Here is a 14,926-nt window from a genome sequence, read left to right on the forward strand (position 1 = left end):
CACCACATGGGCGTGCCCGCGCACGATGACGTCATAGCCTTCGAGCAGAAGAAGGTGGATTTCGCCTACGACTGCTACGAAGCCCGGCTGGCCCAGATGAGCGGCACATCCGTGGCCAAGGCCTCGGCCAGCGGAAAGGACGGCGTCACCAACCGCATCAAAGCCGAGGAACAGGCCGCCGCGTACGACGGCCTGGGCGGCGAAAGCCTGGTCATCGGCCGCGTCGACGCCCGCGATCCGCGCGAAGGGCTCACGACCTGGTACGTCGGGCGGCGCACGGTCTGGGACGAGGCCCACGACCAGGTGGTCGTGAACTGGACGAACGAGCTGGCCAGGAGGTGGTTCGACGCGTCACCGGAAGCACCGGGCGAGGTGGTGCTGCGGCGGCGCCTGATCTGCTCGCAGCGCGTGGTGCAGGACTACACCGACGACATCACGCCCGCCGTTCCGGCCCCGGGCGCGCCCGGTCCGCGAAGCACCGTGCCCGAACCGCGCACCGGCGCGAAGGCGGCGCGGCAGCCGGCGAAAGCGCCTGGCCCGATCACCCACGGCGAGAAGGCCGGGCGCGACACGGCCGGCCGGCCGGTTCCCACTCCCGGCGACATCGTGGACATCCAGCGACGCAAGCCCCAGCAGCCCGACGCGCTGCTTCTTCGGGAGCTCCGGCGCTCGCGCGGCGGCCGCATGCGGGACATCGTCGAGACGATCCAGCGCGACCAGATGGCACTGGTCACCGGCGCTCCCTCCGAGATCCTGGTCATCCAGGGCGGCCCGGGAACCGGTAAGTCCGCGGTCGGTCTGCACCGCGTGACCTGGCTGGTGAACAACGACCACTTCCCCGCGCGGGACATCCTGGTCATCGGTCCCCACCAGAGGTTCCTCGATTACGTGGGTCAGGTCCTGCCCACCCTCGGCACCCGGGACGTCAACGCCGTGCAGCTGTCCCGCCTGTGGGGCGGGGACGTCCGAGGCACCGACAGCACCCGTACACGGCAGGTGAAGTCCGACGAGCGCATGGCCTTTGTCCTGCGGCGGCGCGTCGAGGGCGACTACCGCCCTGCGGCACTCGACGACCTCACCGAGGCCCCCTCCTTCGAGGGGGACGAGCCCGCGTTCGTCGTCACGACCGCCGGCACGACCCTGCGGGTGGCCCGCTCGGAGATCACCGCCGTCCTGGAGGAGGTCCGGCGGGGCGGTGGAGCGTACCGCGAGCGTCGCGACCGGTTCCGGGGCCGGGTCGTCGACCTGCTGCTGCGGGAACTCGTCGCCGTCGCTCCGCGCCGCAGCCGCGACCACACGATCCGCCGTCAACTGGAGCGCAACCGGAGCGTCGAACGCCTGGTCGAGCGCATCTGGCCGTCCCCCAGCCCGGCGGAGGCCCTGCGCACCCTGTACGACTCGCCGCAGCTGCTGCGCGCCTGCGCCGAGGGTGTCCTCGACGAGGCGGAGCAGGCGGCCCTGCACCGCCCCCGCGCGGCCAAGGCGGACGAGGAACCGTGGACGCTGGACGATCGGGTCTGCCTGGAGGAACTCCGTTACCTCATCACCGGCGAGACACTCCGTCACTACGGGCACATCATCATCGACGAGGCCCAGGACCTGACGCCGATGCAGGCGCGGTCGCTTCGGCGTCGTCTGGCGGCGAGTGGTTCCATGACCGTCCTCGGCGACCTGGCCCAGGCCACCGGCCCTCACGCCTACACCGACTGGGACCGTCTCGGCCGGCTGCTCGCGGGCCAGGGTGAGCACCGGGTGGCCGAGCTGACCACCAGCTACCGCGTCCCGGCGGACATCATGGAGTTCGCCGCGCCCCTGGCCCGTGCGGTCGCCCCGACGCTGCCTCGCCCGCGCACGATCCCCCGCGACGCCGGATTCGACGCCGTCCGGGTGATCCGGACCGAACCGGATGCGCTCGTCCGTGAGACGGTCGCCCGGGTCCGCGAGCTGACCGGCACCACCGACGGGAGGACGCTGCGGTCTGTGGCCGTCGTCGTCCCCGACGGCTTCGCGGCCGCCGAGGAGATCACTCGTCGGCTCGCGGAGGCGGACGGCATCACCGCCGAGGAGCACCGGGCCGTCACCGTGCTCGCGGCCTCGGAGGCCAAGGGGCTGGAGTTCGATCACGTCGTCGTGGTCGAACCCGCAGCCCTCGCCGGCGACGAACCCGCCGGCCTGCGCCTGCTCTACATCGCCCTGACCCGCAGCACACAGAGCCTGACGATCATGCACTCCGTTCCCCTGCCACCGCCCCTGACCGCTGACGACGGCCACACCGAGACGACCGCATCCGACGGCGGGCTGCCCGCCCCCGGTACGTGGCTGAGGGTCCGGGTGGTCGCCGAGACCGAGGGCGACTACTGGGCCGAGGCCCTCGATCGCACCGTCGGCCGTCCGCTCCGTGTCGTCGTGCGCAAGGGTGGTGCCACTCCCGCCGTCGGCAAGGAGCTACGGGTCTGGGTGCAGCGTCACCTGCCGGCCGCGACGGACGTCCGTGCGGACGCCTTCGGCCGCCTGCCCATCTCCCCGACCATGCTCGGGCGCTACCTGGACGCACTCGGCGTGGTCGCCGAACTGAGCCGTGGGGAGGTTGCGGACACCACCCGAGAGAGGGTCTCCGAGCTGAAGGGCATGGCCGGCCGCTGTCTCGAATGCGACCGTCACGACTGGCTGGACGTGTGGCAGGTGCTCGGCCGCCCCGAGAGGTCACGCTTGGTGAGGCTGAGGAACCTGGCGATCAGCACCAACCAGGCGCTGAAGTCCGGCACGTTCGATCCGGACGTGTTCCGGGCCGAGCTGGACCGAAGCGGCTGGGCCGGTCCACTTGACGTGGCACGGCGGACGCTGTCGGAGCGACGCGCCGCCGGCATGGAGGACAGCGGGCAGGCTCCCGTGACGCAGGCCCCGGACAGCCGGTCGCAGGCCGCGCACGCCGCCTCGTCACTCCCCGGGGACCGCGCACCGGTCGACGCGCCCGAGCCCTCTCAGCCCACCGAGGAGGATTCCCGGCACCCGCGGCCGGAGGAGTCCGGCAGCCCGGTCGCCGTCCCCGGCCCGGTCCCGTCGGCCGCGGGTCTCGCACGGCATCCGGAGGCGGCCGCGGGTCTCGCACGGCATCTGGAGGCGGCCGCGGCCGCCGACCGCACCTGCAAGACCCATGAGGCGGTGCGGCTGGAGCTGATGGCGGCGTTGCTGCGCGCCGATCTTCAGCCCGAGTCCACCGCGGTCGTGGACGTCAGCTGCGTCACCGCAACCGGTCTTGCGGTGTACGAGATTCTCGGCTCCGGCAGCAGCCGCCATGCCGACCTGCGTGCCGGGGCAGCCCGGCTGCTGGAGATCGCCCACACTCTGCCGGACGAGCCGGAGCGCCTGTATCTCGTGCTCTGCGCACCCCCGGCCGAGCCCTGGTCCGCCGGCTGCGTCCGCGACGTCTTCGGGGTCGAGGTCGTCTGGCGCACTCAGGACGGCGGCTGGGAGGGCGGCGAGGTGACGGCGGCCCTGGGGGCGGGCTGACAAGCACCGGCCGACGGGCGGCATGGGCAGGCTCCGTGTCCGAAGCCCTCTCCGCCGCGCCGGTGCCGTAGCCGCCGTGAGCCAAGCAGCCGGGCCGGGCAGGGCGAGCGGACACCCAGCGGACCGGGACACGCACCCGCCCGACCCGACCCCACACCCCGGCCCGTGCGCCAGGATGGGGCCATGAACGCCATCATCTCCGCATCCGAACTCGCGAGCGTGCTCGCGGGGCCGAATCCTCCGGTGCTGCTCGATGTGCGCTGGCAGCTCACGGTGCCGGGGCAGCCGCCCTTCGACGGGCGGGCCGCCTACGCGTCCGGGCACATCCCCGGAGCCGTCTTCGTCGACCTGGACCGGGAGCTGGCCTCGGCGCCGGGCGTGAACGGCCGGCATCCGCTGCCCGACGCGGCCGAGTTCGGTGCCGCGATGCGCCGGGCCGGGGTGTCCGCATCCCGGCCGGTCGTCGCCTACGACGGCGGGCAGGGCTGGGCGGCGGCCCGTGCGTGGTGGCTGCTGCGCTGGGCCGGGCACCCTGATGTGCGGGTGCTGGACGGCGGCCTGGCGGCCTGGGACGGGCCGCTGGAGACCGAGGTGCCCGAGCCCGCCGAGGGCGACTTCTCACCGGCGCCGGGCGCGCTGCCGCTGCTGGACGCCGACGGGGCCGCGGAGCTGGCGCGGTCGGGGCTGCTGCTGGACGCGCGGGCGGGGGAGCGGTACCGGGGTGAGGTCGAGCCGATCGACCGGGTCGGCGGCCACATCCCGGGGGCGGTCTCCGCGCCCACCACCGACAACGCCGGCGCGGACGGCCGGCTGCTGCCCGCGGCCGAACTGCGGGAGCGGTTCCGGAAGCTGGGCGCCGGCGACGGCACGCCGGTGGGCGTGTACTGCGGCTCGGGCGTGTCCGCCGCGCACGAGGTGCTGGCCCTCGCGGTGGCGGGCATTCCGGCGGCCCTGTACGCCGGTTCCTGGTCGGAGTGGTCCGCGGACCCGTCCCGGCCGGTGGCGGTGGGTCCTGATCCGCGGTAGCGAAGCAGCGGCCTTCCAGCGGCAGCCTCCCGGCCGTGCGGTGTCCGCGGCGGCGGGGAGGCGCTGCCTGAGGCTTCCCGCGACTACTCCTTCTTCTTGCGCCGGGTGCCGAAGACGATCTCGTCCCAGCTCGGGACGGCGGCGCGGCGTCCGGGGCGGACGCCGTCGGCCTCGGCCTGGCGGTCGGTGGCCCCGATGAGCCGCTCGCGGTGCCCGCCGACCGAACGGGGCATCAGGACGTCGGCGTAGGCGGAGCCGGCGGAGGCGGCCGGAGCCGGTGGTTCCGCCACGGCGTCCTTCTCGGCGGCCTCGGAGGAGTCCGCGCGGTCGGGCACCACCAGGTCGCCGCGGAAGCTCGGCACCGCCTCCAGCAGGCTGGTCAGCGAGTCGCGCTCGGCGGCCTCCCCGGGGGACTCGGGCGACTGCGAGGGCAGTGTCGTACGGTCCCGGTCCCGGTCGAAGGCGCGTTCGCGCGGGAGCCGGGCGATGCGCGGCACGAACGGGTAGGGCGGTTCCAGCGAGCCGAGGTCGTCGGACTCGCCGATCAGGGCGCGGGCCTCTTCGTCCACCGCCTGCACCAGGCGGCGCGGCGGGTCGTAGGTCCAGCTCGCCGAGTGCGGCTCGCCCGCGACGCGGTAGACGAGCAGCACCTCCCAGGTGCCGTCGTCGCGGCGCCAGGAGTCCCACTGGACGGTGTCCCGTTCGGCGCCGCGCATCAGCAGCCGTTCCTGGACGACGTCGCCGAGCAGCGGGCCGGAGTTCTCGCCGGGGCGGCGGACGGGGGTCTTGCGGGCGCGTTCGGCCATGAAGGCGCGCTCGGCGAGGACGGGTCCCTCGAAGCGGCGTACGCGATCCACGGGGATGCCGGCCATCTGGGCGACTTCCTCCGCGGTCGCGCCTGCTCGTATCCGCGCCTGGATGTCGCGCGGACGCAGATGGCTCTCGACCTCGATCTCGATCTGGCCGAGGCGGGGCCGGTCGCCGCGCACGGCGGCGCGGAGCCGTTCGTCGATCGGAAGCGTGTACTCCGTCGAGTCCGCAGCCTTCAGCACCAGTCGTGTGCCGTCATTGGAGACGGCCACGACACGCAGTTCGGGCATGGGGACCTCCCGGGTGGTGCCTGCCGACGTCACGTGCGTCGCTGCTTCCGCTCTGTCGAGTGTGGCCTGCCCGGGTGCAGCCTGCCACAACCTTGCCGAGTTGCCCGGCGTGTCGGGCGTGGGCCCTGGATCGCCGTTATGGCACGGTTACCTGTTTACCACGCTCAGTGACCGCAGTCGTCACCCTGTGCAACCATCCCCTCCCGGCGGTCCAGCAAGGCCCGTGCACCCAGGCGGGAGACCGGGCCCAGGGTTCGCAACAGTACTCCATTTGGGCCACGTGCGTGGATTGGCACGCCGCCCAACTTCTGGCAAGGGGTGGGACTTGGCCGTCCCTGACCCCTTTCTTCGATCATGAACGTGGCGTACTTCACGGAATCGCCAGAAATGGAACCAACGGTTTCGTCCGTACGTCCCTTTCTTGCGCGGTCGGGCGAAGAGGTCCCGAAGATCACGACGACGCCGTGAAGATCACCTTCGTGGCCGGAAGGCGCAGAACCCACCCGAAAGGTGATCTCGACCGGAAGGCGGCTATCGTCCGACAGTCACCCGAATGGATGAGAGGCAGGAACGATCCGGTCATGCGCGCAAGGCCCGATACCGGCGAGGCGCCGAGCACGGGGCAGGAGACGGAGCGGCAGGCGCCCAGGCGGCGCATCGATCTGAGCGTGCCCCAGGTCGCGGGCAGTGCCCTGGCGGCGGTCGTGGCCGCCAAACTGGCCTCGTACTTCGGCGTCTACGGCACGATCCTGGGCGCCGGTGTCGTCAGTGTGATCGCCACCTGCGGCGGGCCGGTCTTCCAGCACTTCTTCCGCCGCACCGGGGAGCAGCTGCGCACCGTGACCTCCGCGCGGCCCGCCGTCGCCCCCGCTCCCAGGGACGCGACAGGCCGCTCGGCCGCCCCCACCCGCGTGGCCACCGTCGTGCGGGACCCGGCGGACGGGGCCGCGCCGATACCGGGCGGATACTCGCAGGGCACCGTCTACCGGGCGCGCCGGCGTGGCTGGAAACGACCGGCCGTCGCGGCCCTGCTCGTCTTCGTCGTCACCATGGGCGGCATCACCGTCTACGAACTCGTCTCCGGCGACAGCTTCAGCGGCGGCCGCGGCACGACCGTCGGCAACGCCGTGACCGGTCACCACACCTCCCCGGCGCCCTCCGGGGACGGCACCCCGCGGCCGTCGGACACCCGCACGACCGCGCCCGGCACGGGCGGGACGGCCACCCCGGGCGGCGGCACCGAGCCCGGCACGACTCCGGGCGCGGGGCGGAGCAGCGGTACGACGGCCCCGTCCACGACCGCCCCCGGCGACGGGCCCGCGAGCGGCGGCACCGAGGGCACGGACGGCACCGGCTCCGGCGACGGCACCGGAGAGCAGTCCACGGCGCCGTCGCCCGAGGCGTCGTCCGCTACGAGCCCAGGACCCTCCGCAGATAGTCGTTCTGGAAACGGCGCTCAGGATCCAGGCGGTCCCGCAGCGCGGTGAACTCCTCGAACCGCGGATACACCCCGGAGAGGTACTCCGCGTCTCTGGTGTGGATCTTCCCCCAGTGCGGGCGGCCCTCGTGCGCGGTGAAGATGCGCTCCGCTGCGGTGAAGTACCGGTGGTAGGGGGTGCCGCGGAACATGTGGACGGCGACGTAGGCGCTGTCGCGGCCGCAGGCGGTGGACAGGGGGATGTCGTCCGCGGGCGCGGTGCGCACCTCCACCGGGAAGCTCACCCGCAGCCCGGAGCGGTCGACCACCGCCTTCAGCTCGCGCAGCACCTCCGGCAGGGCCGCGCGCGGGACGGCGTACTCCATCTCCACGAACCGCACCCGGCGCGGAGAGGTGAAGACCTTGTAAGGAATGTCGGTGTAGGTGCGGGCGGACAGCGCCCGGCTGGCGATCCGGGCGATCGCCGGGACCGTGGCGGGCACCGCGCGGCCGACCCGGTTGGCCACCTCGAACACGCCGTTGGACAGGAACTCGTCCTCGAAGAAGCCTGCCCACCGGCCCACCGGGTTCCTCGGACCGGCGCTGCGGTTGTTGCGCTTGGTGTTGGTGTTGCCGGTGTGCGGGAACCAATAGAACTCGAAGTGCTCGTTCTCCGCCCACAGCTCGTCGAACTCGGCGAGCACCCGCTCCAGCGGCATCGGCTCCTCGCGGGCGGTGAGCAGGAACAGCGGCTCCACGGCGAAGGTGACCGCGGTGACGATGCCGAGCGCGCCCAGGCCGATCCGGGCCGCCGCGAAGACGTCCGGGTTCTCGGTCGCGGAGCAGGTCAGCACCGAGCCGTCCGCGGTGACCAGCTCAAGACCCTTGACCTGGGCGGCGATCGAGCCGGAGTCGCGGCCGGTGCCGTGGGTGCCGGTGCTGATCGCCCCGGACACCGTCTGCTCCATGATGTCGCCCATGTTCGCCAGGGACCAACCCTCGCGCGCCAGGGCCGCGTTGAGCACCTTCAGCGGGGTGCCCGCCGCCACGGTGACGGTCATGGCGGAGCGGTCGATGCCGCGGATGCCGGTCAGCAGATCGGGGCGTATCAGCACGCCGTCCGTGGCGGCGATCGAGGTGAAGGAGTGCCCCGTGCCGACCGCCTTCACCCGCAGTCCGTCCTGGGCCGCCCGGCGCACCTGGTCGGCGAGTTCCTCCACCGAGGCCGGCCTGACCTGTCGTGCGGGGCGTGCGCCGACGTTCCCGCCCCAGTTACGCCATGTGCCGTTGTTCCCGCTCGCTGTGCTGCCCAACGGTGCCTCCCCGACGCGGCGCCGGCCTGCTGAGCCGGCGGTACCCGAGGAAACCGACCACGGCCGCGACCGCCCCGGACACCGCCGGGACCCCGTACCCGGCCCGCGCGCCGGCCGCGTCGATCACCGACCCGGCCACCGACGAACCGAGCGCCACCCCGACCGCGAGTCCCGTGCTCACCCAGGTCATGCCCTCGGTCAGGTACGCGCGTGGTACGTGCTCCTCGACGAGGGCCATCGTCGTGATCATGGTGGGGGCGACGGACAGGCCCGCGACGAACAGCGCCACGGCCAGAAACGGCAGGTTTCCGACCAGTAGGAGGGGGATCATACTCACGGCCATCGCACACACGCCCACGAGCCAGCGGCGCGCGGGCGTCCCCGACGGCCGCAGCAGCCCGAAGAGGATGCCCGCGGTGCACGACCCCGTGGCGTACAGGGCGAGCACGACGCTCGCGGCGCCCTTGTGCCCGCGCTCCTCGGCGAAGGCCACCGTCACCACGTCCACCGCGCCGAAGATCGAGCCGGTGGCCACGAACGTCGTCACCAGGACCTGCAGCCCGCGCGAGCGCAGCGCCGACCCGCCGCCGCGGCGCTGCCGCGGATGCGGCACGGGCTCGGTGGCCCGCTGCGCGGTCAGCCAGAACACGCCGACGGCCAGGAAGCACGCGGCCAGCAGGGGACCGGCCTCGGGGAACCAGACCGTGGACAGTCCGATGGAGACGATCGGCCCGAAGATGAAGCACACCTCGTCCACCACCGACTCGAACGAGTAGGCGGTGTGCAGCAGCGGGGTGCCCCGGTACAGGGCCGCCCAGCGGGCCCGGACCATCGCGCCCAGCGAGGGCACCGAGCCGATCCCGGCGGCGCACACGAACAGCGCCCAGTCCGGCCCGCGGAAGTACGCGGTCAGCAGCAGGCCCGCCGCGGCGGTCAGGGCGACCAGGGTGGCCGGGCGCAGCACCCGGCGCTGCCCGTACTGGTCGACCAGCCGGGATATCTGCGGGCCCAGCGCGGCCGCGGCCAGCGCGATGGTCGCCGACAGCGCGCCCGCCAGCCCGTACCGCCCGGTGAGCTGGGAGATCATCGTGACCACGCCGATGCCCATCATCGACAGCGGCATCCGGCCGAGGAACCCCGCGGCGGAGAAGCCCTTGGAGCCGGGGGCGGCGAACAGCGCGCGGTAGGGGGTGGGCACAGGCTCTCCGAGAATCCGGTAAGGCGCCAACAGGGCCGATACAGCTTACGGGCTGCCGTGCCCCCACGCACGCCCGAGGCGGGTCGGTCTCTCGCCTCGCGCAGCAGGGTGGCAGGATCGAGACATGCCAGACGCGCTCGATGTCTCCCCGTACGACGCCCTGCTCCTGCTCTCCTTCGGCGGCCCGGAGGGGCCCGACGACGTGGTCCCGTTCCTGGAGAACGTGACGCGCGGGCGCGGCATCCCGAAGGAACGCCTGAAGGAGGTCGGACAGCACTACTTCCTGTTCGGCGGGGTCAGCCCGATCAACGCCCAGAACCGCTCCCTGCTGGACGCCCTGCGCAAGGACTTCGCCGAACACGGTCTGAACCTGCCGGTCTACTGGGGCAACCGCAACTGGGCCCCGTATCTCACCGACACCCTGCGGGAGATGGTCCGCGACGGCCGGCGCCGCATCCTGGTCCTGGCCACCAGCGCCTACGCCTCCTACTCGGGCTGCCGGCAGTACCGGGAGAACCTCGCCGACGCCCTCGCCGCGCTCGACGCGGAGGGGCTGGAGCTGCCGCGGATCGACAAGCTCCGCCACTACTTCAACCACCCCGGCTTCGTCGAGCCCATGATCGACGGCGTGATCGCCGCCCTGGAGGACCTGCCGGCCGACGTCCGCGACGGCGCGCACATCGCCTTCACCACCCACTCCATCCCGACCTCGGCCGCCGACACCTCCGGTCCCGTCGAGCAGCACGGCGACGGCGGCGCCTACGTCCGCCAGCACCTGGATGTCGCACGGCTCATCGCCGACGCGGTCCGGGAGCGCACCGGCGTCGAGCACCCCTGGCAGCTCGTCTACCAGTCCCGTTCCGGCGCCCCGCACATCCCCTGGCTGGAGCCCGACATCTGCGACCACCTCCAGGAGCGGCACGCCGCCGGCGCCCCCGCGGTGGTCATGGCGCCCATCGGCTTCGTCTCCGACCACATGGAGGTCCTCTACGACCTCGACACCGAGGCCAAGGCCAAGGCCGAGGAGCTGGGCCTGCCGGTGCGCCGCTCGGCCACCGTCGGCGACGACCCCCGGTTCGCCGCCGCGATCCGCGACCTGATCGTGGAGCGCGCCGCCGTCGAACGCGGCGAGCAGGTCACGCCGTGCGCCCTGGGTGCCCTGGGCGCGAGCCACCACGTCTGCCCGGCCGGCTGCTGCCCGGCCCGCAGCCCCCGTCCCGCCGCCGCGGGCGCCGACAGCCCCTACGCCTGAGGAATCCCGTGACCGACGCTCTGCACACCGAACTGCTCCAGCTCGCCCTGCAGGCCGCCCGCCGGGCCGGTGACCTGCTCCGCGACGGCCGTCCCGCCGACCTCGCGGTGGCCGCCACCAAGTCCAGCCCGGTCGACGTCGTCACCGAGATGGACCTCGCCGCCGAGAAGGCGATCACCGACCTGATCGCCGAGCGCCGCCCCGACGACGGCTTCCTCGGCGAGGAAGGCTCCTCCACCGAGGGCGCCAGCGGCATCCGCTGGGTCATCGATCCGCTCGACGGCACGGTGAACTACCTCTACGGCCTGCCCACCTGGGCCGTGTCCATCGCCGCCGAGCAGGACGGCGAGGCCGTCGTCGGTGTCGTGGCCGCCCCGATGCGCGGCGAGGTCTTCCACGCGGTGCGCGGGCGCGGCGCCTGGGCCACCGGTGCCTGGGCCGGCGAGCGCAAGCTGACCTGCCGTCCCACCGCCCCCCTGGACCAGGCCCTGATCGCCACCGGGTTCAACTACGTGACCGAGGTGCGCACGCAGCAGGCCGAGGTCGCCCGCCGGCTGCTGCCGCTGGTGCGCGACATACGGCGTGGCGGCTCGGCCGCGATCGAGCTGTGCGACGTGGCAGCGGGCCGTCTCGACGGCTACTACGAGCGCGGCCTGCACCCCTGGGACTGCACCGCGGGCGACCTGATCGCCCGCGAGGCCGGCGCCCGCACCGGCGGGCTGTCCGGCAGGCCGGTCTCGGGCGACCTGCTGATCGCGGCCACCCCCGGCGTCTTCGCACCGCTCCAGCGGCTCCTGGAGGACTTCGGGGCATGAGGTGACGGCCCCCCGGCCCCCCGCACGTCTCCCGGACGCACACGACCCCGGCAGCGGCCGCTGCCGGGGTCGTGCGCACGCGCCGGGTCAGACGGTGGAGGCACCGACCTCCACACCGTGCTCGGCGGCGAGGCGGCGGAGGTCGTCGAGCTCGCCCAGCTGCGCCTCGACGAGGAAGTCGTCGCCTTCGGCCCTGGCCCGCGTCAGATCGGACTCGGTCGCCCTTATGCGCTGCAGAAGTCCTGCGGTGAAAGCGTCCATGCTGCGCCCCTCGTCCTTGGTCGTGGGTCGGTGGCACGGGGGTGTGCCCTTCGGAAGGGACGATCACGTCTCCGGTAGGTGCCCAGCCGCTGCCCTGGCCGGGTGGCGACGGTGCCGGACACCACGCCCGCTCTGCGGAGCCGGTCGCGGGGTACCGCAAGGTCGTGCGGCACATGCAGAGCGTGATCGCGGGGTGTAACACCCGTCCTCCCCACAGTTCCCGGCGGGGAAACCTCCGACGCGGGCAAAAATTCGGCATCCGACGTGCCGCCCCGTCGGCCGCGGCGTGCCCGGCCGGTTCCGCCCGCTGCCCGCAGGGCTGCCACCTGGCTCTTACTGCCGACTTACGGCCGAAAAGGGCAGGATGGAAGCCACACACCCGAGCAGACCCCTGCCCGCGTGCGCCCGGGCGCCGCGCGGGCGGACACAGGAAGGACATGCGACGTGCGCGTACTCGTCGTCGAGGACGAGCAGCTGCTCGCCGATGCGGTGGCCACCGGACTGCGCCGGGAGGCCATGGCCGTCGACGTCGTGTACGACGGTGCGGCCGCCCTGGAGCGCATCGGCGTCAACGACTATGACGTGGTCGTTCTCGACCGCGACCTGCCGCTGGTGCACGGCGACGACGTCTGCCGCAAGATCGTCGAACTCGGCCTCGCGACCCGCGTGCTGATGCTCACGGCCTCCGGCGACGTCAGCGACCGTGTCGAAGGACTGGAGATAGGCGCCGACGACTATCTGCCCAAGCCGTTCGCGTTCAGCGAGCTGATCGCCCGTGTGCGGGCCCTGGGGCGGCGCACCAGCGTGCCGCTGCCGCCCGTGCTGGAGCGCGCCGGGATCAAGCTCGACCCCAACCGCCGCGAGGTCTTCCGCGACGGCCGGGAGGTGCAGCTGGCGCCGAAGGAGTTCGCCGTGCTGGAGGTCCTCATGCGCAGCGAGGGCGCCGTGGTCTCCGCCGAGCAGCTGCTGGAGAAGGCGTGGGACGAGAACACGGATCCGTTCACCAACGTGGTGCGCGTCACCGTGATGACCCTGCGCCGCAAGCTGGGCGAACCCCCGGTGATCGTGACCGTGCCCGGCTCCGGCTACCGGATCTGATGCCCTGTGACCGCCTCTCCCGCGCCGCCTCAGGCGCCCCCGAAGCCCACCTGGGATCCACGCCGTCCGGAGCCGCCCTTCCCGTGGCTGCGGCCGACCATCCGGATACGGCTGACCCTGCTGTACGGCGGCATGTTCCTGATCGCGGGCATCGTGCTGCTGTCGATCATCTATCTGCTGGCCGCGCAGGCGCTGAACGCCGGCAGCGACCTGCCCTTCAAGATCGTCGAGGGCAAGGTCACCAGCACCATCTGCAACCTGCCGGACCAGGCGTCGCCCAGTGAGTTCAACAGCGCCATGAACGCCTGTGTGAACCAGCAGCGCCAGCACGCCCTGGACGACCTGCTGAGCCGTTCGCTGCTGGCCCTGCTCGGCCTGGCCGTGATCGCCTTCGCTTTCGGCTACGCGATGGCCGGCCGGGTGCTGTCGCCGCTGGGCCGGATCACCCGCACCGCCCGCGCGGTGGCCGGATCCGACCTGTCCCGGCGGATCGAGCTGGACGGGCCGGACGACGAGCTGAAGGAGCTGGCCGACACCTTCGACGAGATGCTGGAGCGGCTGCAGCGCGCCTTCACCGCCCAGCAGCGCTTCGTCGGCAACGCCTCGCACGAGCTGCGCACCCCGCTGGCGATCAACCGGACGCTGCTGGAGGTGCACCTGTCCGATCCGAATGCGCCGGTGGAGCTGCAGCAGCTCGGCAAGACGCTGCTGGCCACCAACGAGCGCAGCGAGCAGCTCGTCGAGGGCCTGCTGCTGCTCGCCCGCAGCGAGAACCAGATCGTCGAGCGCAAGCCCGTCGACCTGGCCGAGGTCGCCGGACAGGCCATCGACCAGGTGCACGCGGAGGCGGAGGCCAAGGGCGTCACGATCCGCGGCACGCGCAAGCCCGCCGTCGTCCAGGGCAACGGCGTGCTGCTGGAGCGGATCGCGCTGAACCTGGTGCAGAACGCGGTGCGCTACAACGTGCCCGAGGACGGCTGGGTGGAGGTCACGACGGACGTCCAGCACGGCCAGGCGGTTCTGGTGGTCACCAACACCGGGCCGGTGGTGCCGGCGTACGAGATCGACAACCTCTTCGAGCCGTTCCGGCGGCTGCGCACCGAGCGCACGGGCAGCGACAAGGGCGTCGGCCTGGGCCTGTCCATCGTGCGCTCGGTGGCCCGGGCGCACGGCGGGCACATCTCGGCCCAGCCGCGCGAGGGCGGTGGGCTGGTGATGCGCGTCACCCTGCCCCTGTGACCCCGCACCGGCCGTGATCGATACGACGGAATGTTCGCTGTACGCGGAATTTCGCACGGCGTGTCGCGAGCCGATCCTGTGTGATCAATCACATGCGCAGATTTCCAGCCGTATACTCTGCGTCACCGAAAGAGGCCGGAAAAGTCTCGGAAGTCCGGGTTTTCAAGGGTCGAGATCACGGGAAGTACACGGGCAGGCCGCTTTGAAGTGCGGCGTTCGATCCGTGTACGGTCCCCGTCGCCATCCGAGCCGATCACTCTTGAGGAGTCGGGTTGGGTGTCGATTGAGTAACAGACCTTGATGTGAGGCAAAATCTCCGCCTCGGGTCGGGCACAAGTCCGGCCTCTCACGCGTTACGTGCGCTGGAGATACCGCAGACACCCAGAGGGGGAGAGCGACATGGCAACCGATTACGACACTCCACGCAAGACCGACGACGACGTCGACTCGGACAGCCTTGAAGAGCTGAAGGCCCGCCGCAACGACAAGGCGGCCTCCTCGGTGGACGTCGACGAGTTCGAAGCCGCTGAGGGCCTGGAACTGCCCGGCGCCGACCTGTCCAACGAGGAACTGGCCGTCCGGGTGCTGCCCAAGCAGCAGGACGAGTTCACCTGCATGAGCTGCTTCCTGGTGCACCACCGCAGTCAGCTGGCCCGGGAGAAGAACGGCCAGCCGATCTGCCGCGACTGCGACTGAG

At 72.4% G+C, this 14,926-nt stretch carries 12 protein-coding genes; 8 read left to right on the forward strand and 4 right to left on the reverse strand.

Annotation, left to right across the window (positions count from 1 at the left end; genetic code table 11):
* The first annotated feature begins 6 nt into the window (after positions 1-6).
* A complete protein-coding gene (locus tag IE286_RS11735; RefSeq protein WP_189796598.1) occupies positions 7-3,510 on the forward strand; it encodes an ATP-binding domain-containing protein in 3,504 nt (1,167 codons plus the stop codon).
* A 183-nt stretch (positions 3,511-3,693) separates the two neighbouring features.
* Entirely contained in the window at positions 3,694-4,536 is an 843-nt protein-coding gene (locus IE286_RS11740; protein ID WP_189796599.1) for a sulfurtransferase, read from the forward strand.
* Positions 4,537-4,619: 83 nt separating this feature from the next.
* Here IE286_RS11740 and sepH read toward each other — a convergent pair whose 3' ends face one another.
* Complete coding sequence (gene sepH, locus IE286_RS11745) at positions 4,620-5,636, reverse strand: septation protein SepH (RefSeq protein WP_189796600.1); 1,017 nt, start codon at positions 5,634-5,636, stop codon at positions 4,620-4,622.
* Positions 5,637-6,217: 581 nt separating this feature from the next.
* Between sepH and IE286_RS11750 the strand changes: the two genes are divergently transcribed.
* On the forward strand, positions 6,218-7,123 hold the full coding sequence (locus tag IE286_RS11750; RefSeq protein ID WP_229862359.1) for a hypothetical protein: 906 nt from the start codon (positions 6,218-6,220) through the stop codon (positions 7,121-7,123).
* On the opposite strand, the gene IE286_RS11755 is transcribed toward IE286_RS11750, so the two are convergent.
* Together IE286_RS11755 and IE286_RS11760 are read right to left on the reverse strand one after the other, a co-directional pair.
* The gene (locus IE286_RS11755; RefSeq protein WP_189796601.1) at positions 7,047-8,366 is read right to left on the reverse strand and encodes a D-arabinono-1,4-lactone oxidase; all 1,320 of its coding nucleotides are present in this window, start codon (positions 8,364-8,366) and stop codon (positions 7,047-7,049) included. The two genes, IE286_RS11750 and IE286_RS11755, sit on opposite strands and share 77 nt — an antisense overlap.
* On the reverse strand, positions 8,326-9,564 hold the full coding sequence (locus IE286_RS11760; RefSeq protein WP_189796602.1) for an MFS transporter: 1,239 nt from the start codon (positions 9,562-9,564) through the stop codon (positions 8,326-8,328). The genes IE286_RS11755 and IE286_RS11760 overlap by 41 nt, the downstream gene beginning before the upstream one ends.
* 124 nt (positions 9,565-9,688) lie before the next feature.
* On the opposite strand from IE286_RS11760, the gene IE286_RS11765 reads away from it, so the two are divergent.
* Both IE286_RS11765 and IE286_RS11770 read left to right on the forward strand, forming a co-directional pair.
* Positions 9,689-10,816 (forward strand): ferrochelatase, encoded by a 1,128-nt coding sequence (locus tag IE286_RS11765; protein ID WP_189796603.1) that lies wholly within the window; start codon positions 9,689-9,691, stop codon positions 10,814-10,816.
* Between the two features lie 8 nt (positions 10,817-10,824).
* Positions 10,825-11,631 (forward strand): inositol monophosphatase family protein, encoded by an 807-nt coding sequence (locus IE286_RS11770; protein WP_189796604.1) that lies wholly within the window; start codon positions 10,825-10,827, stop codon positions 11,629-11,631.
* Between the two features lie 87 nt (positions 11,632-11,718).
* On the opposite strand, the gene IE286_RS11775 is transcribed toward IE286_RS11770, so the two are convergent.
* On the reverse strand, positions 11,719-11,892 hold the full coding sequence (locus IE286_RS11775; protein ID WP_189796605.1) for a hypothetical protein: 174 nt from the start codon (positions 11,890-11,892) through the stop codon (positions 11,719-11,721).
* A gap of 444 nt (positions 11,893-12,336) precedes the next feature.
* Between IE286_RS11775 and IE286_RS11780 the strand changes: the two genes are divergently transcribed.
* The 3 genes from IE286_RS11780 to IE286_RS11790 all read left to right on the forward strand — a co-directional run bounded on the left by IE286_RS11780 (position 12,337) and on the right by IE286_RS11790 (position 14,925).
* Complete coding sequence (locus tag IE286_RS11780) at positions 12,337-12,990, forward strand: response regulator transcription factor (RefSeq protein ID WP_189796606.1); 654 nt, start codon at positions 12,337-12,339, stop codon at positions 12,988-12,990.
* 6 nt (positions 12,991-12,996) lie between these two features.
* Positions 12,997-14,229, forward strand: coding sequence for a sensor histidine kinase (locus IE286_RS11785; RefSeq protein WP_189796607.1), 1,233 nt, complete (start codon positions 12,997-12,999; stop codon positions 14,227-14,229).
* 399 nt (positions 14,230-14,628) lie between these two features.
* Positions 14,629-14,925, forward strand: coding sequence for a DUF4193 domain-containing protein (locus IE286_RS11790; protein WP_125499104.1), 297 nt, complete (start codon positions 14,629-14,631; stop codon positions 14,923-14,925).
* The last annotated feature ends 1 nt before the right edge of the window (position 14,926 follow it).

Origin of the sequence: Streptomyces thermodiastaticus (genome assembly GCF_014656135.1) — a bacterium.
In the GTDB taxonomy this organism is placed as follows: Bacteria; Actinomycetota; Actinomycetes; order Streptomycetales; family Streptomycetaceae; genus Streptomyces; species Streptomyces thermodiastaticus.

Coding starts and splice junctions, on each gene's coding strand:
- IE286_RS11735 (WP_189796598.1), top strand. CDS start 7: ATGGGCGTGCCCGCGCACGATGACGTCATAGCCTTCGAGCAGAAGAAG.
- IE286_RS11740 (WP_189796599.1), top strand. CDS start 3,694: ATGAACGCCATCATCTCCGCATCCGAACTCGCGAGCGTGCTCGCGGGG.
- sepH (WP_189796600.1), bottom strand. CDS start 5,636: ATGCCCGAACTGCGTGTCGTGGCCGTCTCCAATGACGGCACACGACTG.
- IE286_RS11750 (WP_229862359.1), top strand. CDS start 6,218: ATGCGCGCAAGGCCCGATACCGGCGAGGCGCCGAGCACGGGGCAGGAG.
- IE286_RS11765 (WP_189796603.1), top strand. CDS start 9,689: ATGCCAGACGCGCTCGATGTCTCCCCGTACGACGCCCTGCTCCTGCTC.
- IE286_RS11775 (WP_189796605.1), bottom strand. CDS start 11,892: ATGGACGCTTTCACCGCAGGACTTCTGCAGCGCATAAGGGCGACCGAG.
- IE286_RS11790 (WP_125499104.1), top strand. CDS start 14,629: ATGGCAACCGATTACGACACTCCACGCAAGACCGACGACGACGTCGAC.